The organism is Nocardia sp. IBHARD005 (assembly GCF_052814245.1).
The window spans coordinates 3,601,920-3,624,640 of the sequence record NZ_CP199935.1 but is presented as its reverse complement, the minus strand read 5'-3'; the positions used below and the strand labels follow the sequence as shown (position 1 = coordinate 3,624,640).

The window sequence follows — 22,721 nt, the reverse complement described above, 5'->3', positions numbered from 1 at the left end:
CGATTTCCAGCCGGCGGTAACCAACTCGGCGCAGCGCCGGGCGGGCGACTGTGACCAGGACAGGTCAGTCGCGCGGATTCAGCCGCCCGGCGGCGGCGCAGGGGTGAGGTACGGACGCGGTGTCGGCCATCCTGTCGGCCAACGATCCGACGGAAACCTCGGCACGCTCGGCAGCGTAGGCAGCTGCTGAAGATAGCTGGGCGGCAGCCGGTAATACGACCCCGGGTACGGCGTTGTGCGCGAGGTCGATCCGGTCGACGGAGAGTCGGGACCTTCGGCCACGGTCAGCAGGCCGTGCCACGCCAGCATCACGAGCAACAGCACCACCCCGACCAGGTGTTTGCGCTTGACGCCGCCACCACCGCTGCTCGCGCGATACGGCGCCGGAGCGGTCGCCGGTACCGGTGTCGGGTTCTGCGACGGTATCGCAGCCAGTAACGCCCGCACATCCGGTCCGTACGCCGGATCGAGTTCTGCGGCACGCCGCAGCCACTGCTCGGCTTCCGCCCATCGCCGCCGCTGGAAGGCATGGTTGCCGAGCAGGTACAGGGCCTCGACATTCTCCGGATCCCAGCGCAGCGCTTCCTCGACCGCCGCTCGTCCGGCCGCCGCGCGCTTCCCGATCGTGCGGGCGCCATGCCACAGCACACGGCCCCGGACTACGTGAAAGACCGCGTTCTCCGGGTCGATCTCGACGGCGGTATCGATGGCTGTGAGCGCGGCGTCCCGGTCGCGGTGCTGCAGGGTCGTCGCAAGGATTCGATAGCTGTCGGCCGACCACGAGTCGAGCTCGACGCATCGCCGCGCCGCGCGCACGGCCTCGTCCTCGTGGGCGGTGGCGGCGGTCGGGTCCGAGTCGACATGCTCACCCCGGAGCCCGTACTCGCTCAGTGCGAGGATTCTCCACGCGAACACGTTCTCGGGGTGTGATCGCAGTGCGGCCCGTGCGGCATCGGTAGCCGTGGCGTTCGCACCGGATTTCAGCCAGGAGTAGGCCAGCTGGGCATGGGCGTCACTGTTGTCGGGTTCGGCCGCCAGCACCGGCGCCAGCTCTGCTCGCGCCGCGTCGAGCCTGCACAGATCGATCAGGGTGGCGGCACGGTCGAGTCGTTGTTCGCTCATCGACGTACGTCTCAGCGCCGCTTCAGTCGTTTGAGGTACAGCGCCAGGTCGTCATAGCTGCCGTCACCGTTGGCGAATTCGACCACATTGCGGGCGGATTCGAACCAGGCGCCGGTGCTCGGCCGGATCTGGGCCAGCGCCGCCTGGATGTCCGCCATGCCGACCGGGCGTACTTCGCCCGAGCGCATCGAGTCGGCCATGGCCAGCTGGGTGGCCGAGGTGCACACGTGGGCGAGGTCGGCGCCGGAGAGGCCGTCGGTGTGGGCGGCGAGGGCGTTGAGGTCGATGCCCGCCACGGGGCGGTCGCGCAGGTGGTAGTGCAGGATCGACGTGCGGGCCGCGAGATCGGGCAGGCCGACGAAGATCATCCGGTCGAAGCGGCCGGGCCTGCGCAGCGCGACGTCGACATCCCACGGGTGGTTGGTCGCGCCGAGCACGAACACCCCTTCATTGCTGTGGGTGGCCGAATCCATTTCGGTGAGCAGCTGGTTCACCACCGTGCGCATGGTCGTCGACGCCTGCATCTGGCTGCGTTTGTGGCCGAGCGCGTCGACCTCGTCGAGGAACAGCACGCAGGGGGCGTTGCGACGGGCCATCTCGAAGATGCTGTGCACGTTGCGTTCGCTGGCGCCGGTGTAGATGTCGAGGATGTCGGTGATCTCGATCGGGTAGAAGTTGGCGCCGAGCTCGCCCGCGACCGCCGAGGCGATGAAGGTCTTGCCGCAGCCGGGCGGGCCGTACAGCAACAGGCCGCCGCGCGCCGAGGTGCCGAATGCCTTGGCCAGTTCGGGATTGCGCAGCGGACCGAGCAGGGTCAGGTCGAGTTGCTGCTTCACCTCGGACATGCCGCCGACGTCGGCCAGCCGCAAGCTCGGGCGCTCGACGGTGGCGGCGTCCTCGTCAGTGACGAACTCGGAGGGGACGCCGTGCACGAACGCCGGTTCGATGATGTCGCCGACTTCGTCCTCGGCGGCGGCCCAGTCGAAGTCCGGCTGGGCCGCTGAGGCAGCAGCGGTGGAGCCGGGCGCGGGGGTGGCGTCCGGCGCAGGCGCGGGGGAACCGCCGGACAGCGCTGTCGTGCACCGCATCATCAACCCCAGGACCTGGGCATTCCCCGGATCATGGCCGAGCGCCGTCCCACAGTGGGCGAGCGCATCGGCGAATCGCTGCCGCTCGATCAGCAGCTCGATGACGCACACGCGCAGCGCGAGCACCCCCGGACTGCGATCGAGCATTGTCAGCATGTCGGTCAAAACCTGGTCGTCGGCCACCCGCGCCCCCTTCGAACTGCGAACATTCGGCCGTACCCTAACCGGCACTACAGCTTTCCCGCCAAGCGGCGAGCACGCGGATCCACTCGGCGACCCGTGCCGCGACCCGGCACAACTCGGGGCCCGCGATCTTCCGCGCCGATAATTCGGTGCGAGAATTTCGTTCTGGTGCGAACAAAATGACCGGGATCAAACTCAATCGTGACTGGGCTCACATGCTCATGAAATTCACATGAGTTACTCAGATTTCAATGGGTAATCGGCCTTACCGCTCTGAGCGCGCCGCAGCGTACGGCGCGCCGCCCGCGAGGCGGACCGCCCGGCGAACCGTCGATACCACAGCGAGCGCACACCACCTGCGCATTCACCGATCCGGGGCGCGAAAATCGCCCCGCGAGGCTTATTGGCGACGCGCCGGTAGCACTCCGAAATCTCGGTCGACGTGACCTGGCGTTATCGTTTCGTGATCGGGTGTGACCCAGCTCGCATACTTTCCTCGGTGATATCACCCGAAACCCCCTCTGGACCGATGTCCGACTTTACAAACCCCCGTGATGTCTTCGTAACCTTTTTGAGACCTCACGGAGTCCCGCTCACCGGAAACGGCCAAGCGAGACGAAGCCCGCCGCGTCATACGGACACGGCGTCGTGGGGCAGATTGGAAGTTCCGCATCATGGCGAACAACACCGTCAAGCGTCAGGCGCAGCGTGCCGTTGCCGTCGGAGCCGTCGGCGCTGCCACCATCGGCGCGTTCCTCCTGCCGGCCGCCCCGGCATCGGCCACGCCGGTGACCGTGCCCGGCATCGGCACGTTCGAGGTGCCGAACGAGATTCCGCTGCCCCAGGGTATTCCCGGTATCGAGATCCCGGCCGCGCCGCAGATCTTCACCGCGCCGCGCGCCACCGCCGCCGACATCGCCCTCGATGCGGCGCTGAGCAAGATCGGCTCGCCCTACGTCTACGGCGCCGCGGGCCCGAACGCCTTCGACTGCTCGGGTCTGGTCCAGTGGGCCTACGCCCAGGCGGGCATGGACATTCCGCGCACCAGTGGCGCCCAGCTGGGTGCGGGCACCCCGGTCTCGTTCGATGACCTGCAGCCCGGCGACATGGTGTCGTTCTACGGCGGCGGCCACTCCGGTCTGTACGCGGGCGACGGCAACGTCGTGCACGCCTCCACCGCGGGCACCCCGGTCCAGATCGCGTCGCTGTCGTCGATGCCGTTCGCGGGCGCTCGCCGCTTCTGATCCAGCCGGGCACGGTGCGTCGTTCACGGGGAAGGGCGCACCGTAGCCACAGTGATCGTCCGGGTACGTGCGCCGTCCACTGGGTTGGACGGCGCACGTACCGCTACTGGACACGGATGCTTGCAGTTCCGTAACCTGATCGAGACCTTCTCGGCTGACGAGGAGTTCGCGCTCAGGTATTGCGCTACATCGGCGGACAACGAGAGAACGGGGCACGGGCCACTGTGACTGCACACCACCGGAATGCGCACGCAACGCGTGGTTTCGCCGGAACCCTGTCCGCCGCGATGCTGGTGTGCGCGATCTACACCGCCGGTCCCTCCGGCGCCGACCCGGTAGCCCTGCCGACCACCGCGACCGACGCGATCTCCCGGATGGTCGACCTCTCGCGCCAGTCCGAGCAGCTCAACCAACTCGCTCTCGCCGCCCAGATCGATCTCGACGCCAAGCTCGCGCTGCAACGCGAGGCCGACGGCACAGTCGCCGCCACCTCCGCGGTCGTCGAGGCCGCCCGCGCCGAAGTACGCAAGTTCCAGCCGATGATCGACCGCACCGCCGTGGCCGCCTATACCGGCGTGCGCGCCAACAGCATGTTCGCCGTGCTGTCGAGCGGTTCACCGCAGCAGTTACTGGACAAGATGTCGACTCTGGACGTGCTCGCCCAGCAGACCGCCGACACGGTCCGCCAGTTCAAACAGGCCGCCGACGCCGCCACCGCGGCCGACAATGCCGCCCGCACCGCCGCCGAGGCCGCGCATGCCGCGACCACCGCCGCCGACGCGGTGCGCGCCGATGTCGAACGCAAACGCCAGGATCTCGCCACCTCGACCACCTCCGTGGTCGAGGCATGGAGCCAGCTCTCGGCCCGCGACAAGTCGACCCTGGCCGGTTCGCCGTTCCCGCCCGGCTTCGACCGCGATTCACTGCTGGCGGGTCTGGTTCCCGGCAGCGGGACCAGCGCGCTGGCCGCCGCCCTCACCCGCGTCGGCGATCCGTATGTCTGGGGCGCCACCGGGCCCGACCAGTTCGACTGCTCCGGTCTGGTGCAGTGGGCGTTCAAGCAGGTCGGTAAGAGCGTGCCGCGCACCAGTTCCCAGCAGGCGGGCTACGGCACGCTGGTGTCCAAGGACGAACTGCTGCCCGGCGACGTGATCCTGTTCTATCCCGACATCACCCACGTCGGCATCTACGCGGGCAACGGGATGATGGTGCACGCCTCCACTTTCGGCGTGCCGGTCGCTGTCGCGCCGATCAACACCACCCCGTACCACTCGGCCCGGCGATACTGAGCCAGACCGGTGACCGATCCATCCCCCCGCTCGGGCCTGCGTTCGTGGTTCTCGTCGAACGGCCGCCTGGAATTCTGCATCACGCTCGCCTCGGTCACGCTGCTGACCGGGGCATGCGTCGCACTGATCCTGGTGCCGCGCAACGTGGGTCCGTTGCAGCTGGCCACCGACGAGGCCGAGGTGCTCGATACGTCCGAGGGCATCGACAATCCGCGCCTGAGTCCGGTGCGCCGCGAGCTGCAACCCTATGGCCCGATTCTGGTGCGCGAAGTCGCCGACGGTGCCGCGTCCGAGGCACTGCTGGTGGCCCATCCCAGCCATCGTGCCGATCTCGATGTCCTCGAACATCAACTGGGCCAGGCTATTTCGGATGTGAGCGCGGTGTGGGGCACCGACTGGAACCGTGCGCCCGTCGTGGTCGTGGCGAGCACGCCTGCCGAATTCACCGCGCTGACCAGGTCCGCCGGCACCACCGGGGCCGACGTGGCCGCCGTGTCGCTCACCGGGTCCTACGCCCCTGGCACCCAGCCCACCGACCAGCGCATCGTGTTCAACCCCGACGCGCGCCGGCGAGTCGGCAACGAGGGCCTGGCCACCCTGCTGCGCCACGAACTCACCCACATCGCCACCAGAGCCGCCACCGCCGACGGCGCACCGTTGTGGATGCTGGAAGGCTTCGCCGAGTACATCGCTCAGCGAGATCAGGACACCACCTTCTCCCAGATCGCGCCCACGCTGACCACCCGGTTGCGCGCGGGCACCCTGCCCACCGAGCTCGTCGCCGACGCCGATTTCACCGGTGTCGACGCGGCCTACGCCTACGAAAGCGCGTGGAGCACCTGCGCGTTCCTGGCCGATCGCTACGGCACGGGCACGCTCACCACGTTGTACAAGCGGCTCGCGACCGGCCCGCAGTCTCCTGCGACACAGGACGCCGCGTTCACCGCCGTGCTCGGGGCCTCGCGCGCCGAGCTGCTGGACGGGTGGCGGGCCTGGTTGCGCGGTCACGCTGCATGATGGGCGCAGGCGCGCACGGCCGCAGCGAAGGCGCGGGTACGCCTGACCACGTCTGCCCACCCCTGCGCCGACCGATTAGGTTGTTCTCTTATGGCCCGAACTCTGCTGGTTACCAACGATTTCCCGCCTCGGCCGGGCGGAATCCAGTCGTATCTGCAGGCGCTGTCGAATCAGCTGCCGCCCGAGGACCTGGTGGTGTACGCGCCGCGCTGGCGCGGTGACAGCCACGAGAAGTTCGACGCGGCGCAGAAGTTCCAGGTGGTGCGTCATCCGACCACGCTGATGCTGCCGACCCCCGCGGTCATCCAGCGGGCGAGCGCGCTGCTGCGCGAACACGGCTGCGACACCGTGTGGTTCGGCGCGGCCGCGCCCCTGGCGGTGATGGCGCCGATGCTGCGGCGCGCGGGCGCGGAGCGCATCCTGGCCAGCACCCACGGTCACGAGGTCGGCTGGTCGATGCTGCCCGGATCGCGGCAGGTGCTGCGTTCGATCGGCGAGCACACCGATGTGGTGACCTACGTCAGCAAGTACACCCGTGGCCGTTTCGCCTCGGCGTTCGGTCCGCGCGCGGCACTCGAGCACCTGCCGCCGGGCGTCGACCCGACCGAATTCCGGCCCGACCCGGCTGCCAGGGCAGAGCTGCGCGCCCGCTACGGACTCGGCGAGCGCCCGACCGTGCTGTGCCTGTCGCGGCTGGTCCCGCGCAAAGGCCAGGACATGCTGATCGTGGCGATGACCGAGATCCGCGAGCGCGTCGACGGCGCGGTGCTGGTGATCGCGGGCGGCGGACCGTACGAGCCGCGCCTGCGGGCGCTGGCCGAGGCGCTCGGCGTGCAGGACAGTGTGGTGTTCACCGGCCGGGTGCCCTCCGGGGAGCTGGCCGCCCATCACACGATCGCCGACGTGTTCGCGATGCCGTGCCGCACGCGCGGGGCAGGCCTGGACGTCGAGGGTCTGGGGATCGTGTTCCTCGAGGCATCGGCGACCGGAGTCCCGGTCGTGGCCGGTGATTCCGGTGGCGCCCCCGAGACCGTGCGCGAGGGCGAGACCGGCATCGTGGTGCGCGGCCGGTCGGTCCCGCAGATCAGCGACGCCATCGTCGAGCTGCTCACCGACCGGGACAAGGCGGCCGAGATGGGCGCCGCGGGCCGGGCGTGGGTGGAACAGAACTGGCATTGGGACCGCCAGGGTGCCCGCTTGCGGGAACTGCTGCGGTGACACCATGGCCGGGCTCTCTGTGGCGTCCACTACGCTCAGCCGGGTGAGCAGTATCCAGGTCGCAGATCAGACCTTCCTCGCCGCACCGGGCGCCGCGATCGCCGACGTGCTGAGCGCCGCGAACAACTGGCGCCGCTGGTGGCCAGACCTGCGCCTTGACGTGCGCGAGGATCGCGGCGACAAAGGCATCCGGTGGACGGTGGCAGGCGCGTTGACCGGCACCATGGAGGTGTGGCTAGAGGCCGTCCCCGAGGGGGCGATCCTGCACTACTTCCTGCACGCCGAACCCACCGCGGCCGCATCGAAGCCGGCGCGCGCGCTGGCCGCGGCCAATCGTGCCCGTCGGGTCGCGGGCCGGAACATGGCCTTCGAACTCAAGGCACGCCTGGAAGCCGGTCGACCCGCGGGCGTCGCACCCGCGGTCGCCGACGCCCCCTGATGCACGTTCTCGATGTACGTTCTCGGCGCGCCTGCGAGAACCGCGGCGCCAGCCGCCGATAGACACCGAGAACCGCGGCCCCGGCCGCCATAGACACAGAAAGAGGACTGGCTGCCATGGCCGACCGGACTCAGAGATCGATCCTGATCGACGCACCGTCGCAGCAGGTGATGGCCGTCATCGCGGATCTGGAGTCCTACCCGGAGTGGGTGGCTGCCGCGAAGTCGGTCGAGGTCATCGAGCGTGACGCGCAAGGACGCGCGGCCACCGCCCGGTTCGTGCTCGACGCGGGCGTCGTCAAGGACACCTACGTGCTGTCCTACACCTGGCGAGCCGACGGCAAAGCCGTGGCCTGGCGCCTGCTCAGCGGTGAGCTGCAGAAGGCCCAGGACGGCAGCTACGAACTGCTCGACCGGCCCGGTGGCGGTACCGAGGTCGTCTACGAACTCACCGTCGACCTGAACATCCCGATGATCGGCATGTTCAAACGCAAAGCCGAGAAGGTCATCACCGACACGGCGCTGAACGAGCTGAAGAAGCGGGTCGAAGGCTGAGCGCCCCGGGCGGTACCCGCGTCGAACTGTTCGTCGGCAAGGGTGGTGTCGGGAAGACGACGCTGGCCTGCGCGACGAGCATGACCTATGCCCGCTCGGGTCAGCGTGTGCTGATCGCCTCGCTGGATCAGGCCCATTCGCTCGGCGACGCGCTCGGTTTCCGCTTCGCGCACGATCCGGGCACCGTCGCCGGGGTGGTCAGGGTGGCACCCGGTATCGAGGTGATCGAAATCGACTCGCTCGCCCTGCTCGAGGACCGTTTCCGTGATGTGGTGGCGATGCTGGCCAAGGGCGGCGGCCACGATCACGGCGTCGATCTGGCGGCGCTCGACCCGGCCGAGCTGACCGGGCTGCCCGGTGTGCAGGAACTGTTGATGCTGGTCGAGATCGCCGGGTACGCCGAGGAGAACGACTGGGACGTCATCGTCGTCGACTGCCCGCCCTCGGCCGACATGCTGCGCATCGTCACCGCCCCCGACACGATGCTCAACTACCTCGAACGGCTCTGGCCCAAGCACGCGCGCACGATGAGCGCGATCGGCCTCGACCTGCGCAAGGCGGTGCTCGCGGCCGCGGTCGAACGGATCGTGGTCGCGGTGACACAGGTCCGCGACCTCCTCGCCGACCGCACCCGCACCAGCGCCCGCCTGATCACCGGCCCCGAACAGGTCGCCGTCGCCGAGGCTCGGCGGGTGCGCTCGGCGGCCGCGCTGCTCGGCCTGCGGATGGACGCGGTGGTGGTGAACAAGGTGCTCGCCCCGGTGCCGCCGCCCGGCGACAACGCCCACCCGGCCGTGCACTGGTACCTCAACCGCCGCGCCGAGCAGCTCGAAGTGGTGGCCCGGCTACACGAACAACTCACCGATGTCGCGATCCTGATCGCTCAGCACGCCGGTGCCGAACCGGTGGGGGTGAATTCGCTGTCGATGTTCTCGCATTCGGTCGACACGCTGCCCGCCCCGCACGCTCAGGGCGCGGAATCGGGCGAACCGATGGTTCGATGGGAGTCCGGCTCCGGTGTCGACTCCGTGTACGCGATGCGGATGCGGCTGCCGGTGGTCGATCCCGGCACCTTGCGGCTGGGCCGAGTGGAGGACGATCTGATCGTGGGAGCCGACGGGGTACGCACACGTGTGCGGCTCGCGCCGGTGCTGCGCCGCTGCACAGTGGCGGGCGCCGAACTCGACACCGGTCACCTCGTAGTCCGCTTCCGGCCCGATCCACGGGTGTGGCCCGCCGATCCGAACTACACGAAGGCCACCGCAGATGAGCACTGACAGCAAGTCCGAGCGCCACGGCCACGACGGCTTCGCCGAGTTCACCGAGGAGCTGCGTCTACTCTCCGAAGTCCTGCTGGCCCGGGTCGAACCCGTGCTGCGCCGCACCGCCGCCGACGGCCGAGCCGACCTGGGCGGTTGCGCGTGGTGCCCGGTCTGCGCGGCCGCTGCCCTGGTGCGCGGCGACCACCATGACGTCGTCGCTGCCCTGGCCGACCACGGCACCTCCATGGTGACGGTCCTGCGCGAAGCCCTCGCCGGCATCCCCGTGGAACCGCTGCTCCCTCCCGAATGGGCCGAACATGGTGCGGCACACCCGAATTCGACCGACGAGCATGCCGCGGCACCCGGTCCCGCCACCGAGCCCGCGGGTCAGCCCCCACGCCCGAACGCTGCCACGGGTCTGCAGGATCCGGGTTCCAGCCCGCGCCGGGGAGCCACCCACCCGGATCAGTCCGGCGTCCCCCGCCCTCGCCGGGTCGACGAATACACCGCCCCGCGGACCACCCGGACACCGCACATCACGCCCGAACCGGACCTGAGCGGTGCCGCCGCAAGTGCTTCGGGCACAGACGCTTTCGCCGGCACCGCGTCGAGGGCCGACGATTCGTCTCGGCGCCGCCGCCGCCCCGCCTCCGAGGATCGATCGGCCACCCCCCGCACGCCACGCTCGCAGTATCTCGACATTCCGGTGACGATCCGGGGATGACCAGCCGGATCGACCCTCAACACCTGCTCACCGTCGGCATCGACGTAGGTGGCACCAACATTCGCGCCTCGGTGGTCGACGCCGAGGGCGAGGTGCTCGACACCGTGCAGGCGGCGACCCCGCATTCGGCGCGCGCGCTCGAGGACGCGATCGACCGCTCGGTGCGCGAGCTGGCCCGGCGTCATCCGATCGCGGCGGTCGGGCTGGCCGTGGCCGGTTTCATCTCGACGGATCAATCGACGGTCCTGTTCGCCCCGCACCTGCCGTGGCAGAACGCCCCTGTCGCCCAACGACTCACCGCGCGTCTGGGCCTGCCGGTGATCCTCGAACACGACGCGAACGCCGCGGGCTGGGCCGAGTACCGCTTCGGCGCGGCGGCGGGCGGGGGCACGGTGGTGCTCATCGCGATCGGCACTGGCATCGGCGCCGCCCTGCTCATCGACGGTCGGCTCTACCGCGGCAGCCATGGCATCGCCCCCGAACTCGGCCATCTCCAGGTCGTCCCCGAGGGGCGTGCCTGTGCCTGCGGCAAACACGGCTGCTGGGAGCGCTACTGCAGCGGAACGGCACTGGCCGAAACCGCCATCGAAATGCTCGCCACCGACCCCGTACGGTCGGCGCTGGCCCGCGACGTGCTCCGTGATCCCGGCTCGCTCACCGGCCGCCGGGTCGCGGGCGCGGCCCAGGACGGCGACCCACTCGCGGTCCGGGTGATGGCCGACTTCGCCCGCTGGCTCGGCCTCGGCCTGGCATTCGTCAGCGATCTGTTCGATCCCGACCTCGTGGTGATCGCCGGTGGGGTGAGCAGTTCGGCGCCGCTGTTCCTCGACGAGGCCCGCGAGCATTACGCGGCCGCGGTCACCGGCGCCGGGCATCGGCCGCTGGCCCGCCTGCGCACCACGCAGCTGGGTGAGGCCGCGGGCATGATCGGGGCAGCGGGGTTGGCGAGGGCGGCGCTCGACACACCGGTCGTCGGCCGCATCGCGAGATGAGCGTCACATCCATGCACAGCGGCTACCGCGCTGGGTTGGTTGTGATCTGCGACCAGCGGTAAAGTCGTTTTCCGACGAGGCTGCACACCACGATCCCGGTTCCGAGGAAAGGACGCCATGTTCTACTGGCTGCTCAAGTTCGTCTTCCCGGGGCCGTTCATACATCTATACAACCGGCCCGTTGTCGAGGGTGTCGAGAACGTTCCGACCAACGGGCCCGCGATCATGGCGGGTAACCATCTGTCGTTCTCCGACTGGCTGTTCGCGCCGCTGCTGAGCCCGCGGCGGATCAACTACCTCGCCAAGGCGGAGTACTTCACCACCCCTGGCCTCAAGGGACGCCTGCAGAAGTTCTTCTTCAGCGGCACCGGCCAGTACCCGATCGATCGCAGCGGCGCCTCGGCCGCCGACGACGCGCTCAACGCGGCCACCAAGCTCCTCAACGAGGGCCGTCTGGTCGGCCTGTACCCCGAGGGCACCCGCTCCCCCGACGGCCGCCTCTACAAGGGCAAGACCGGCATGGCGCGGCTCGCGCTCGAGACCGGCGTCCCGGTGATCCCGGTCGCGGTGATCGGCACCGACAAGGTGAGCCCGCCCGGACCGTTCAAGTGGCGTCGCCAGAAGGTCACCCTGAAGTTCGGTGCCCCCCTTGATTTCTCACGCTACGAGGGCATGAGCGGCAACCGCTTCGTCGAACGCGCCGTCACCGACGAGGTGATGTACGAGCTGATGCGCCTCACCGGCCAGGAATACGTCGACGTCTACGCGCACAGCCTCAAGAAGGGCGTCGTCGCGACCGACCTCCAGCTCGACGCCACCCGCATCCCCGAAACCAAGGCGAGCTGAGTCGAAACCTGCTGCGCCCCACGATGAGCTGACTCGCAGCGTCAGCACGCGCCCGGACCGCACGCACGATTGCCGGCCGGTACCGAGATCGGCACCGAATGCTCACGGTCACCGAGCGATGATCGGCTCCGCGTCGACCGCACCCCTGCGTAACCGACCGCCGTTGCCCGGACACCGGCGCGCCCGATTGGTAACCTTTGCCGGGCAAGGCCGACGGGCGGGCGGGCCACCAGAGGTGGCAGGCGTCGGCGGACAGCGAGGTTGGCATGGCCGCAGGCGAATCCGACGAAGGTCGTGTCATGCCGTTCGCCCGGCGCGCGGCACCTCGCGACGGCAATCCACCCACCGGCCGGGTAGTGCGCGGCGCCCGCCTGGCCGCGGTACCGGTCGCCTACGCGGGCAGGCGCATCGCGGGCTTGGGCAAACGCGCCGTCGGCCGCGACCCCGCCGATGTCGACCGCGACATCCGCGCCCGCACCGCCGAACACCTCTTCCAGGTGCTCAGCGAACTCAAGGGCTGCGTCGCGAAACTCGGCCAGCTCCTCGGCCTGCTCGAACTCGGCCTGGCTCCCGACCTGGCCGAACCGTACCGCCAAGCCCTTGCCCGACTGCACGATTCGGCACCCGCGATGCTGCCCGGCGCGGTCCACGCGGAACTCGCCACCCACCTGGGCCCGCACTGGCGCTCACTGTTCCTCGAATTCGATGACCGCGCCGCGGCCGCCGCCTCGGTCGGCCAGGTCCACCGCGCCCGCTGGCACGACGGCACCCAGGTGGCGGTCAAGGTCATGTACCCAGGTTCCCGGCACGCGGTACTGGCCGACCTGCAAGCCCTGCGTCGCGCGACACCGCTGTTCACCGCACTGCTGCCCGGTGCCGACACCCGCCCGGTGGTGGAGGCGCTGTGCGCCGAGATCGGCGACGAACTCGACTACGCCCGTGAGGCCGTCAACCAGCGCGCCTTCGCCGCGGCTTTCGCCGAGGACCCCGACGTCGTGGTGAGCCGGGTGATCGCACAGCGCGGCGATGTCCTGGTCACCGAATGGCTCGAGGGTGCTCCCCTGTCCCGGTTGATCATTCGCGGCAACGCAGGCGAACTCGACCGCCTCGGCGTGCTGATCATGCGCTTCCTGTTCTCCGCCCCCGCCCGCGCCGCGATGGTCTACGGCGACCCCCACCCCGGCAACTTCCTTCGCATGCCCGACGGCCGTCTCGGTGTCGTCGATTTCGGCGCCTGCACCCCATGGCCGGCCACCTTCCTCGACGTCGCGAGCGACATCGGCGCCGCGGTCATCGCCGACTCCCCCGCCGACCTCGAGGCCGCCATGCGCCGCCACGGCTTCGTAGCGCCCGCCCGCGACCTCGACATCGCCACCGTCGCCGCCCGCCTCCAACCGGTTCGCGAAGCCCTCCTCGCCCCCACCTACCCCCTCTCCGCCGCCTGGCTGCGCGAACAAGTCCGCCTGGCCACCGACCTGCGCCTGTCGAACGTCCTACGCCAATTGACCATGCCCCCCAGCCACACCCCCATCCTCCGCTCCTTCCTCGGCGGCCTGGCAGTCCTGTGCCAACTCCACACCGCCGTCCCCCTCCGCGCCGAATGCACCCGCTGGTACCCCGAAACCGCCGCCGCCGCAGGGCTCTAGACACACCGCACCCGAGTTCGGCCCGCCGTTCGGCATCGTTCACGCTCCGTTGCCTTGCTAACGACCGCGTGTTAGGACCGGTGGCGCACCGTGAGGTTCATGGCTGTTTCGGATTTCGCGATGTCTCGGCGCACGCTGCTGCGCGCGACCGCTCTCGGTGTGGTGACTGCTCCTGCCCTGGTGGCCTGCGGTGATGACGGGCCTGCGCTGGTGCGGGCCAGGCCCGCGCTCACGCACGGGATCGCCGTCGGTGACCCGCGCAGTGACGGTGCGCTGATCTGGGCTCGGTCGGACCGGCCCGCGACGCTGGTGGTGGAGACCTCGGCGAGCGAGAAGTTCAGTGACGTCAAGCGATTCACCGGGCCGCTGCTCACCCCGGCCACCGATGGCACCGGGCGCGTGCGGGTGAACGGTCTGCCCGCGGGGCAACTCGTGCACTACCGGGTGCGCCTGGACGGCGACGACGGTGCGAGCTCGGAGACCCTCACCGGTGTCTTCCGGACGGCGCCGACCGCGCCCGCCGACATCTCACTGCTGTGGTCCGGTGACGTCGCTGGCCAGGGCTTCGGGATCAACCCCGACCTCGGCGGCATGAAGGTGTTCTCCGCCATGGCCGCTCGCGACCCGCACTTGTTCCTGCACTCCGGCGACTGCATCTACGCCGACAACGCCCTCGAGGAGTCGGTGACGCTGCCTGACGGCGGGATCTGGCGCAACATCACGGCCGAGGCGAAGAACGCCCCGGCGGAAACCCTCGACCAGTTCCGCGGCAACTACGCCTACAACCTCACCGACGACAACTATCGCCGGTTCAACGCCGCCGTCGCCCAGATCGTCCAGTGGGACGACCACGAGACCACCAACAACTGGTCCCCCGGCGGCACGGTGGCCGCCGACAAGGGCTACACCGAACGCAGCATGGACACCCTCACGACGCGGTCCTGGCAGGCCTTCCACGAGTGGATGCCCTTGGAGCCCAAGGAAGCCGTCGACGGCCGCCTCTACCGCAAGATCTCCTACGGCCCGCTGCTGGACGTGTTCGTCCTGGACATGCGTGCTTACAAGGACGCCAATACCGCCAATACCGCACCCAAGGGCCAGATCCTCGGTGCCGCCCAGACCACGTGGCTCACCGACGGTCTGAGGGACTCCAAGGCCACCTGGAAGATCGTCGCCGCCGACCTGCCGCTCGGCGTCATCGTCCCCGACGGCAAGACCGCCTTCGAAGGCCCGGCCAACGCCGCCCCCGGCGCACCCTCAGGCCGCGAAACCGAGATCGCCCAGGTGCTCTCGGCGATCAAGGCGAACAAGGTCAGCGATGTCGTCTGGCTCACCGCGGATGTCCACTACACGGCCGCGCACCACTACTCCCCCGCCCGCGCCGCCTTCACCGATTTCGACGAGTTCTGGGAGTTCGTCTCGGGCCCGCTCAACGCGGGCGCGTTCGGCCCCAACCCTCTCGACCCCACCTTCGGACCCGAAGCCGTGTACGTCCACGCGCCGCCCGCACCCAACACCTCCCCGATGGACCCGGAGTACCAGCATTTCGGCGAGGTCGAAATCGACGGCCGCACCGGAGAAATGACCGTCAACTTGTGCGACGCGACCGGAAAAGTCCTGTTCACCAAGCAACTCGCGCCCACGCGGAAATAGGTGCGAAGTACCCTGCGCGAGAACCGCGCACCTGTGGTTAGCTATGCGGTCATGGGCACGCCGCATACCGTCATCTCCGAAGAATATCTCCCCACCGACACGGCGGATGTCGTTCGCACTGTGCGTGATTCGCGCGGCCGGTCGGAACGGTTGACGGTGCGCGGCGGCGAACAGACCGAAGAGTCCTACGGTCTGACCGATCAGCGCGGGGTGCTCTCGCTGCGCAAGATGAACTCGGTGCTCGACATCAACCTGGGTCGGCGCACCGTGCGCGTGCAGGCGGGCGCGAAGCTGTCCGAGATCGACCGCCGCCTCGGCGCGCACAGCCTCGGCCTGCCGGTGGTCGGCGATCATCGCGACATCACCGCGGGCGGTTTCGCCTCCGTGGGCGGGGTGAGCACCGCCTCGCACCGCTACGGCATGTTCATCGACCAGATCGTCGACCTCGAGTACGTCGACCCCGACGGCCGGATCGGCACCTGCGGACGCGGTCACCACACCGAGCGTTTCCACCGCATCCTCGGCGCGGGTGGACGCGCGGGCATCATCACCGCCCTCACCCTCGATGTGGTCGAGGTCGACAAAGACCACACCATGCTCACCACCGACGCCGACCGCTTCCTCGACTTCGACTCCTTCGTCGAGCACGCGACCAACGAGATCACCAACCCCGGCAGCGCGGCACTCCAGGTCGGCCGGTGGGTCGACACCGCCCCGCTGAAGGTGGCGCGTCCCGTCGGCACCGGCCAGGTGACTCTCGGTGCCGTCCGCTTCGGTCAGTGGTCGAGCCTGTACCCCACCGCCCCCACCCGCGGCCTGCGGGCCCGGCGCGAGGTCGGCACGCGGACCCGGAAGTCGTTGGGCGCCATCGCTTCCGCCGCGGGCGGGCGCGCGGGTATGCCGGTCCGCAACGCGGCGGCGGGCGCGCTGATGTTCGCGCCGAAGGTGCTCACCATGCGCGACGCCGAGTACCTGGCCGACACCGTCATCAACTCCTCCGAGCGCGGCCCCGCCTACCGTGTCGGCGTGTTCGCTCCGCTGGCCAACTACGGTTCGGTCTTCTACGGCCTGCACGACCTGTTCTCGACCCACCGGGAACGCTCGGGCTGCTTCACCGTCATCTCCGCGATGACCTACGGCGTGCGTTCGGAGTATCTGCGCGCCGAAGCCGCCGCCCGCGGCCTCACCCCCGCCGACTACGGCCTGATCACCTTCACCTGCCGCCTGCGCCCCTCGGCCCTGCCCTCGGAGCAGCTGCGCGAGATCGTCGCCGGAATCGACGACATCTGCCGCTCTGAGCAGGCTCTGCGCTACAGCGTCTAGCTGTGTTTGTTGGAGCGCTGGCGGGCTCGAGTTCGCGGCCACGGGTGTCCCGTCGATACGCGGCGGGCATCTCCTCGAGGTCGGGCGTGCGGGGCTGGGTGTACCGGGCGGATCCCGGGTGACCGCGTTGGCCGAAGCTGCTGGCTGATAGGCAACGCAAAGAAGACCCCGACATTCGGCGGGAGCGCTCGGCATAACGCAACCCCGTGGGGCCGACCCCGAGGAGGCATCGCTCGCGCAGCGAGCGTCGCGGCCGCCCCGACGAAGAACGACCCGAGACAATGCACCGCAGGTGCGAGTATCGGGTCGTTCTTCGTCGGGGCAATCAGGGCCGCGACTCGAGCGCGCCAGCGCTCCAATAACTCAGTGCTTCTCGGCACCCAGGTAGTACTCGAACACCAGGCCGGCGGCGGCGGCGAGCACGAGCACCACGCCGAGACCGATCAGCCAGAACTGGAAGAACGCCAGGCCGAGCGCGGTCACCGAGCCTGCACCCGCGAGGAGGATGGGCCAGAAGCTACCGGGCGAGAAGAAGCCCAGGTCACCGGCACCGTCGACGATCTCGGCCTCTTCGTAGTCCTCGGGCCGCAGGTCGATGCGGCGCGCGACGAACCGGAAGTAGGTGCCGATGATCAGCGACAGGCCCGCGGTCAGCACGATCGCGGTGGTGCCCGCCCACTCGATGCCGGTGCGCGACTGGGCGGTGAAGAACCCGTAGACGATGCCCACCAGGATGAAGAACGCCGTGAGCAGTTCGAAGATCCGCGCTTCGATCCTCATATCAGAATCCTCACTTGCTCTCGTTCACCGAAGCGCTCTTGATATCACGCTTGGTGTTGAAGGGGTACGTGGAGGTGGCCACCGGCGATTCGCCGATCGACGCGAGCGCCTCACCGTTGGTCATACCGGACTCACGCGCCTTGATGTACTGGGCGAACTTCTCCGGCGATACCGCGCGGACCTCGAAGTTCATCATCGAGTGGTAGGTGCCGCACATCTCGGCGCAGCGGCCGACGAACGCGCCTTCCTTCTCGATCTCGGAGATCTGGAAGACGTTGTCGGACTGGTTTTCCTTCGGGTTCGGCATCACGTCGCGCTTGAACATGAATTCCGGCACCCAGAAGGCGTGGATCACGTCGGCGGCGGCGAGCTGGAACTCGATGCGCTTGCCGGTCGGCAGCACCAGGACCGGGATCTCTTCGCTGGAGCCGAAGGTCTCGACCTTGTCGTAGTGCAGGTACGAGAGGATGTCGTTGGCCGGCTTGCCGTGCAACGGACCCGGCTGCGGGTGGCCCTTGTCGTTCTTGAGCTCACGGTATTCGGCGAGCTGCTCTTCGTTCAGCAGCTCCCGCTCCGTGTCGATGCCGTTCCAGGTGAGACCGGCGACGTTGTTCACGTTGCGGTAGCCGAACTTCCAGTTCCACTGGAAGGCGGTCACGTCGACGGTGACATCCGGATTGTCGACCTTCTCGTGCACGTAGTTCTGCACGACGACGGTGAAGTAGAACAGCACCGCGATGATCACGAACGGGATCGCCGTGTAGGTCAGCTCCAGCGACACGTTGTACCCGGTCTGGCGCGGGAACTCCGGGGAGTTCTTGCGCTTGCGGTGGAAGATGACCGTCCAGAAGGTCAGACCCCAGACCAGCACGCCCATGGCGAGCGCGGCCAGCACCGACCAGGTCCACAGCTCACGCATCCGGGTGGCCTGCGGGGTGATACCCGACGGCCAGCCGAACCGGAGCCAAACATTGTCGATCGAGCAGCCCGAGACGAGCATCGCGGTGATCCCCAAGGACACCGCCAGCCCGGCCCGCCGAAGGATCCGGCCCTGCCGACCCTTCTCGGGTCGTGCCCCGATCTCTTCGCTCGCCTTGTGCGCCACGCTCACGCCTTCCTGGTCGCCACACATTCCGACACATTGCGTCGTCCGGGCGGCGATTCGCCCGTTCCGACACCTCTTCACAGCAGTTTCAGGCCTGGTCGAAGTATTGCCGCTGTGACGCCTGCACACCTGAGAAGGACCTGAGTACTACGCAGCGTAGACCAAAGGGGGCACTGTCTTGTCGCGGGGTCACTTTCGACACTCCGCCGTGACGGCACCGATCATCGCGACCTGCGGTTTGATCGCCGCCTGGTCGCTACGCACCCCGCGCGAGCGGGCGAGCGCGGCGTGTCGGGCAGCTGTGCGGCATACTCGGACACAGCGTTTCGGCCCGTTGTGGCCACCCATCATCGAACGAGAGAAGGTTGGGCGACACCGTGTGCGGACTGCTCGGATTCCTGACAGCTGATTCCGCGACGACCGCGGTGGTCGATCAGGTGTACGACGCGCTGCACTGCCAGCGGCATCGTGGGCCTGATGAGTTGGGCACCTGGCACGACGATCACATGATCTTCGGGTTCAATCGCCTGTCCATCATCGATATCGAGCACTCGCACCAGCCGCTGCGCTGGGGCCCCGCGGACAACCCGCAGCGCTACGCGATGACCTTCAACGGCGAGATCTACAACTATCTCGAGCTGCGCGAGCAGTTGGCCACCGAACACGGCGCCGAATTCCCCGATGCCAAGATCTTCGCCACCGACGGTGACGGCGAGGCCATCGTGGCCGCCTTCCACTTCTGGGGCCCCGAGGCCGTGCGCAAGCTGCGCGGCATGTTCGCCTTCGCGATCTGGGACACCGAGACCTCGGAACTGTTCCTGGCGCGCGATCCGTTCGGCATCAAGCCGCTGTTCATCGCGACCGGCACCGGCGGCACCGCCTTCGCCAGCGAGAAGAAGAGCCTGCTGGAACTGCTGAGCCCGCTCGAGCTGTCCGATGAGCTCGACCCGCGCGCGCTCGAGCACTACACGGTGCTGCAGTACGTGCCGGAGCCCGAATCACTGCACCGCAACATCCGCCGCCTCGAATCCGGCACCTACGCCACGGTGAAGCTCGGCCAGGAGCCGGTCACAACCCGCTACTTCCGGCCCGACTTCCGGGTTCGCCCGTTCGCGCAGGGTTCGGAGAAGGCCCGCTACGCCGAGATCGCCGCCGCGCTGGAGGACTCGGTCGCCAAGCACATGCGCGCCGACGTCACCGTTGGTTCGTTCCTGTCCGGCGGCATCGACTCCACCGCCATCGCCGCGCTGGCCATGCGCCACAACCCGAAGCTGATCACCTTCACCACCGGCTTCGAGCGCGAGGGGTACTCCGAGGTCGACGTGGCCGCCGAGAGCGCCGAGCTGATCGGCGCCCGCCACATCGTCAAGGTGGTCTCCCCCGCCGAGTTCGCCGCCGCGATTCCCGAGATCGTCTGGTACCTCGACGATCCGGTCGCCGACCCCGCCCTTGTCCCGCTGTACTTCGTGGCCAAGGAAGCCCGCAAGCACGTCAAGGTGGTGCTCTCCGGCGAGGGCGCCGACGAGCTGTTCGGCGGCTACACGATCTACCGGGAACCGCTGTCGCTCAAGCCCTTCGAATACCTGCCCGCCGGTGCGCGCAAGCTGCTCGGCAAGCTCGGCGACAAGATCCCCGACGGCAAGCGCGGCAAGTCGCTGCTGCAGCGCGGCTCGCTCAGCCTCGAAGACCGCTACTACGGCAACGCCCGCAGCTTCAACGACGCACAGCTGCGCTCGGTCCTGCGCGATTTCCGCCCCGAGTGGACCCACCAGGACGTGACCGCCCCGATCTACGCCCAGTCCGCCGGCTGGGATCCGGTCGCGCGCATGCAGCACCTCGACCTGTTCACCTGGCTGCGCGGCGACATCCTGGTCAAGGCCGACAAGATGACCATGGCCAACTCACTGGAACTGCGCGTGCCGTTCCTGGACAACGAGGTCATGCGCGTCGCCGAAGGCATCCCCTTCGATCAGAAGATCACCAAGGAAACCTCGAAGTACGCGCTGCGCCAGGCCCTGGACGGGATCGTCCCCGACCACGTCCTCCACCGCGCCAAGCTCGGCTTCCCGGTCCCCCTGCGCCACTGGCTGCGCGGCACCGAACTCTACGACTGGGCCGAAACCCAGATCGCCGAGTCCCAGACCGACCACCTGCTGAACAAGCCGGCCATCCTCCAGATGCTCCGCGACCACAAAGCAGGCCTGTCCGACCACAGCCGCCGCCTCTGGACCGTCCTGGTCTTCATGGTCTGGCACGGCATCTTCGTAGAAGACCGCATCAAGCCCGAAATCCAGGAACCGACCTACCCGGTCTCCCTGTAAACGCACGCGAACGCCCCCTGGACCGAAAGATTCAGGGGGCGTTCGCGTATCGACTTCAAGATCATCAGGCCATGGCGTAGATCGCCTCTCGGGCGATGCCTACGCCATGGCCTGGTGATCAACGGTCCAGCTAGAGCAGCGTGGCCAGTTCGTCGGCGGCGTCGGTGCCGTAGGCCTTGGTGAGGCGCTCGAGGGCGTCTTCGGTGTTGAGGGTCCACTCCTGGGTGCCGGTGGTTTCCAGGATGAGGACGGCGATCAGGGAGCCGAGCTGGGCGGCGCGTTCCAGGCTCAAGCCGGCGCGGTGGGCGGTGAGGAAGCCTGCGCGGAAACCGTCGCCGACACCGGTCGGGTCGACCTTGGCCACCTCGGGCACCACGCCGACGCGGACCTCGGTGCCGTCGGCGTCGACGACGAGCACACCTTCGGAGCCCAGCGTGGTGACCCGGATGCCGACCTTGGCGGTGATGTCGGCTTCGCTCAGCCCGGTCTTCTGCTGCAGCAGCGCCCACTCGTACTTGTTGGTGAACAGGTAGGCGGCGCCGTCGATCAGTTCGCTCGCCTGCTCGCCGTCGAGGCGGGCCAGCTGCTGGGACGGATCGGCGGCGTAGGCGATGCCCTGCGCCTTGGCCTGGCGAGTGTGCGCGACCATCGCCTCCGGATCGTTGGCCCCGACCAGCACCAGGTCGACATCGTGCGCGGCGGCGATCGCGGCGATATCGATATCGCGCGCCTCGCTCATCGCGCCCGGGTAGAACGACGCGATCTGCGCCATCGTCTCATCGGTGGTGCACACGAACCGCGCGGTGTGCGACGTCGTGGAGACGTGCACCGCCGAGCAGTCGACGCCGCTGGCCTCCAGCCACTGCCGGTACTCGGCGAAATCGGCGCCGACGGCACCGACGAGCACCGGACGCTGCTTCAGCAGACCCATCGCATAGGCGATGTTGCCCGCCACTCCGCCACGGCGGATCTGCAGATCGTCGACGAGAAAGCTCAGGGACACATGATCGAGTTGATCAGCGAGCAGCGCATCGGCGAACCGGCCGGGAAAGCGCATGAGGTGGTCGGTGGCAATGGATGCGGACACGGCAACAGACACGAGGCAGGGCCCCTTCGACGCTAGAGGTAGGAAAACAAAGAAGTCCGGGATCACCGGATCCCGGACTTCAACGTTAGCAAGCGCTACCGCCTGTGGTTCACCTGTTCGCTACCTCGCCACGCAACCACAATGTTCGCGGCGGTGGTTTGGCGGGCGAGGTTACGGCGCCGCCAACTCGCGGCGCCGAACATCAGTTGAAGCTATCGCCGCAGGCGCAAGAGCCGGTGGCTTGCGGGTTGTCGATCGTGAAGCCCTGCTTCTCGATGGTGTCGACGAAGTCGATCGAGGCACCGTCGATGTACGGGGCGCTCATGCGGTCGACGGCCAGCTTCACACCGGCGAAGTCCACGACGATGTCACCGTCGAGGATGCGATCGTCGAAGAACAGCTGGTAGCGCAGACCGGCACAGCCACCGGGCTGCACGGCGATCCGCAGGGCCAGATCGTCGCGGCCCTCCTGGTCGAGCAGCGCCTTCGCCTTGATGGCGGCAGCTTCGGTCAGCGTCGCACCGTGGGTCTCGGTGGCGGTCTCGTTCTGCACAGTCATGGACACTCCTAGTTCGACTCAGCCCGTCAACGGACCTCAGGTGCACAGCGCACGACTGAGTTCAACGCTGTCGCAGCAACTGCTATTCCTATTTTGCCACCCTCGGCGCAGCCAGTAGACCCGACCTGGGTGCTTGTGCCCACACTACGCCCTGTGACGGCGTGATCTGCGTCGCAGCCCACCGTGCGGTGAGACCGGGCCCACGGCTGAGCGGACCGCATTTCCCGATGGTCGGCATCATCGAATAGCCTGGTGAACGTGAAATTGTT

At 68.5% G+C, this 22,721-nt stretch carries 20 protein-coding genes; 14 read left to right on the top strand and 6 right to left on the bottom strand.

All coding sequences use genetic code 11. The features are described 5' to 3' along the window. Nucleotides 1–78: 78 nt before the first annotated feature. Nucleotides 79–1,122 carry a tetratricopeptide repeat protein gene (locus ACTWPB_RS16895; protein ID WP_446221606.1) on the bottom strand — a complete coding sequence of 348 codons (1,044 nt, stop codon included), beginning with the start codon at nucleotides 1,120–1,122 and terminating at the stop codon, nucleotides 79–81. Between the two features lie 11 nt (nucleotides 1,123–1,133). Further along, nucleotides 1,134–2,393, bottom strand: coding sequence for an ATP-binding protein (locus tag ACTWPB_RS16890; protein WP_446221605.1), 1,260 nt, complete (start codon nucleotides 2,391–2,393; stop codon nucleotides 1,134–1,136). A 674-nt stretch (nucleotides 2,394–3,067) separates the two neighbouring features. On the opposite strand from ACTWPB_RS16890, the gene ACTWPB_RS16885 reads away from it, so the two are divergent. The 13 genes from ACTWPB_RS16885 to ACTWPB_RS16825 all read left to right on the top strand — a co-directional run bounded on the left by ACTWPB_RS16885 (nucleotide 3,068) and on the right by ACTWPB_RS16825 (nucleotide 16,600). Further along, the gene (locus ACTWPB_RS16885) at nucleotides 3,068–3,637 is read left to right on the top strand and encodes a C40 family peptidase (RefSeq protein ID WP_446221604.1); all 570 of its coding nucleotides are present in this window, start codon (nucleotides 3,068–3,070) and stop codon (nucleotides 3,635–3,637) included. A 224-nt stretch (nucleotides 3,638–3,861) separates the two neighbouring features. Next, on the top strand, nucleotides 3,862–4,926 hold the full coding sequence (locus tag ACTWPB_RS16880; RefSeq protein ID WP_446221603.1) for an NlpC/P60 family protein: 1,065 nt from the start codon (nucleotides 3,862–3,864) through the stop codon (nucleotides 4,924–4,926). 9 nt (nucleotides 4,927–4,935) lie between these two features. Further along, on the top strand, nucleotides 4,936–5,943 hold the full coding sequence (locus ACTWPB_RS16875; protein WP_446221602.1) for a peptidase MA family metallohydrolase: 1,008 nt from the start codon (nucleotides 4,936–4,938) through the stop codon (nucleotides 5,941–5,943). A gap of 90 nt (nucleotides 5,944–6,033) precedes the next feature. Next, nucleotides 6,034–7,161 carry a glycosyltransferase family 4 protein gene (locus ACTWPB_RS16870; RefSeq protein ID WP_446221601.1) on the top strand — a complete coding sequence of 376 codons (1,128 nt, stop codon included), beginning with the start codon at nucleotides 6,034–6,036 and terminating at the stop codon, nucleotides 7,159–7,161. Nucleotides 7,162–7,204: 43 nt separating this feature from the next. Further along, the gene (locus ACTWPB_RS16865; protein WP_446221600.1) at nucleotides 7,205–7,600 is read left to right on the top strand and encodes a polyketide cyclase / dehydrase and lipid transport; all 396 of its coding nucleotides are present in this window, start codon (nucleotides 7,205–7,207) and stop codon (nucleotides 7,598–7,600) included. Between the two features lie 116 nt (nucleotides 7,601–7,716). Continuing rightward, on the top strand, nucleotides 7,717–8,154 hold the full coding sequence (locus ACTWPB_RS16860) for an SRPBCC family protein (protein ID WP_446221599.1): 438 nt from the start codon (nucleotides 7,717–7,719) through the stop codon (nucleotides 8,152–8,154). Next, nucleotides 8,151–9,431, top strand: a complete 1,281-nt coding sequence (locus tag ACTWPB_RS16855) for an ArsA family ATPase (protein WP_446226373.1) — start codon at nucleotides 8,151–8,153, stop codon at nucleotides 9,429–9,431. The genes ACTWPB_RS16860 and ACTWPB_RS16855 overlap by 4 nt, the downstream gene beginning before the upstream one ends. Beyond that, on the top strand, nucleotides 9,421–10,140 hold the full coding sequence (locus tag ACTWPB_RS16850) for a hypothetical protein (protein ID WP_446221598.1): 720 nt from the start codon (nucleotides 9,421–9,423) through the stop codon (nucleotides 10,138–10,140). The genes ACTWPB_RS16855 and ACTWPB_RS16850 overlap by 11 nt, the downstream gene beginning before the upstream one ends. Beyond that, nucleotides 10,137–11,132 (top strand): ROK family protein, encoded by a 996-nt coding sequence (locus ACTWPB_RS16845; protein WP_446221597.1) that lies wholly within the window; start codon nucleotides 10,137–10,139, stop codon nucleotides 11,130–11,132. Before ACTWPB_RS16850 ends, ACTWPB_RS16845 begins: the two co-directional genes overlap by 4 nt. A 117-nt stretch (nucleotides 11,133–11,249) precedes the next feature. Further along, entirely contained in the window at nucleotides 11,250–11,978 is a 729-nt protein-coding gene (locus ACTWPB_RS16840) for a lysophospholipid acyltransferase family protein (protein ID WP_446221596.1), read from the top strand. Nucleotides 11,979–12,244: 266 nt separating this feature from the next. Beyond that, nucleotides 12,245–13,624, top strand: coding sequence for an ABC1 kinase family protein (locus ACTWPB_RS16835; protein WP_446221595.1), 1,380 nt, complete (start codon nucleotides 12,245–12,247; stop codon nucleotides 13,622–13,624). Between the two features lie 99 nt (nucleotides 13,625–13,723). Next, nucleotides 13,724–15,277 carry an alkaline phosphatase D family protein gene (locus ACTWPB_RS16830; RefSeq protein ID WP_446221594.1) on the top strand — a complete coding sequence of 518 codons (1,554 nt, stop codon included), beginning with the start codon at nucleotides 13,724–13,726 and terminating at the stop codon, nucleotides 15,275–15,277. A 51-nt stretch (nucleotides 15,278–15,328) separates the two neighbouring features. Continuing rightward, nucleotides 15,329–16,600, top strand: coding sequence for an FAD-binding oxidoreductase (locus tag ACTWPB_RS16825; protein ID WP_446221593.1), 1,272 nt, complete (start codon nucleotides 15,329–15,331; stop codon nucleotides 16,598–16,600). Nucleotides 16,601–16,963: 363 nt separating this feature from the next. Here the strand turns inward: ACTWPB_RS16825 and ACTWPB_RS16820 are convergent, their stop codons facing one another. Next, the gene (locus ACTWPB_RS16820; RefSeq protein ID WP_056816603.1) at nucleotides 16,964–17,380 is read right to left on the bottom strand and encodes a cytochrome c oxidase subunit 4; all 417 of its coding nucleotides are present in this window, start codon (nucleotides 17,378–17,380) and stop codon (nucleotides 16,964–16,966) included. Nucleotides 17,381–17,390: 10 nt separating this feature from the next. Further along, the gene (ctaC, locus tag ACTWPB_RS16815; protein ID WP_446226372.1) at nucleotides 17,391–18,380 is read right to left on the bottom strand and encodes an aa3-type cytochrome oxidase subunit II; all 990 of its coding nucleotides are present in this window, start codon (nucleotides 18,378–18,380) and stop codon (nucleotides 17,391–17,393) included. 482 nt (nucleotides 18,381–18,862) lie between these two features. Between ctaC and asnB the strand changes: the two genes are divergently transcribed. After that, nucleotides 18,863–20,806: an asparagine synthase (glutamine-hydrolyzing) gene (gene asnB, locus ACTWPB_RS16810; protein WP_446226371.1), complete on the top strand. Its 1,944-nt coding sequence runs from the start codon at nucleotides 18,863–18,865 to the stop codon at nucleotides 20,804–20,806. A gap of 130 nt (nucleotides 20,807–20,936) precedes the next feature. Here asnB and ACTWPB_RS16805 read toward each other — a convergent pair whose 3' ends face one another. Both ACTWPB_RS16805 and ACTWPB_RS16800 read right to left on the bottom strand, forming a co-directional pair. Next, nucleotides 20,937–21,863, bottom strand: coding sequence for a carbohydrate kinase family protein (locus tag ACTWPB_RS16805; protein WP_446226370.1), 927 nt, complete (start codon nucleotides 21,861–21,863; stop codon nucleotides 20,937–20,939). 232 nt (nucleotides 21,864–22,095) lie between these two features. After that, entirely contained in the window at nucleotides 22,096–22,452 is a 357-nt protein-coding gene (locus ACTWPB_RS16800; protein ID WP_446221592.1) for a HesB/IscA family protein, read from the bottom strand. Nucleotides 22,453–22,721 lie beyond the last annotated feature (269 nt).

What these genes read in the sequence shown, in the direction of transcription:
- ACTWPB_RS16820 (WP_056816603.1), bottom strand. Translation starts at nt 17,380, where the DNA reads ATGAGGATCGAAGCGCGGATCTTCGAACTGCTCACGGCGTTCTTCATC.
- ACTWPB_RS16885 (WP_446221604.1), top strand. Translation starts at nt 3,068, where the DNA reads ATGGCGAACAACACCGTCAAGCGTCAGGCGCAGCGTGCCGTTGCCGTC.
- ACTWPB_RS16870 (WP_446221601.1), top strand. Translation starts at nt 6,034, where the DNA reads ATGGCCCGAACTCTGCTGGTTACCAACGATTTCCCGCCTCGGCCGGGC.
- ACTWPB_RS16835 (WP_446221595.1), top strand. Translation starts at nt 12,245, where the DNA reads ATGGCCGCAGGCGAATCCGACGAAGGTCGTGTCATGCCGTTCGCCCGG.
- ACTWPB_RS16895 (WP_446221606.1), bottom strand. Translation starts at nt 1,122, where the DNA reads ATGAGCGAACAACGACTCGACCGTGCCGCCACCCTGATCGATCTGTGC.
- ctaC (WP_446226372.1), bottom strand. Translation starts at nt 18,380, where the DNA reads ATGCTCGTCTCGGGCTGCTCGATCGACAATGTTTGGCTCCGGTTCGGC.
- ACTWPB_RS16830 (WP_446221594.1), top strand. Translation starts at nt 13,724, where the DNA reads ATGGCTGTTTCGGATTTCGCGATGTCTCGGCGCACGCTGCTGCGCGCG.
- ACTWPB_RS16840 (WP_446221596.1), top strand. Translation starts at nt 11,250, where the DNA reads ATGTTCTACTGGCTGCTCAAGTTCGTCTTCCCGGGGCCGTTCATACAT.
- ACTWPB_RS16860 (WP_446221599.1), top strand. Translation starts at nt 7,717, where the DNA reads ATGGCCGACCGGACTCAGAGATCGATCCTGATCGACGCACCGTCGCAG.
- ACTWPB_RS16805 (WP_446226370.1), bottom strand. Translation starts at nt 21,863, where the DNA reads ATGCGCTTTCCCGGCCGGTTCGCCGATGCGCTGCTCGCTGATCAACTC.
- ACTWPB_RS16850 (WP_446221598.1), top strand. Translation starts at nt 9,421, where the DNA reads ATGAGCACTGACAGCAAGTCCGAGCGCCACGGCCACGACGGCTTCGCC.
- ACTWPB_RS16825 (WP_446221593.1), top strand. Translation starts at nt 15,329, where the DNA reads ATGGGCACGCCGCATACCGTCATCTCCGAAGAATATCTCCCCACCGAC.
- ACTWPB_RS16845 (WP_446221597.1), top strand. Translation starts at nt 10,137, where the DNA reads ATGACCAGCCGGATCGACCCTCAACACCTGCTCACCGTCGGCATCGAC.
- ACTWPB_RS16800 (WP_446221592.1), bottom strand. Translation starts at nt 22,452, where the DNA reads ATGACTGTGCAGAACGAGACCGCCACCGAGACCCACGGTGCGACGCTG.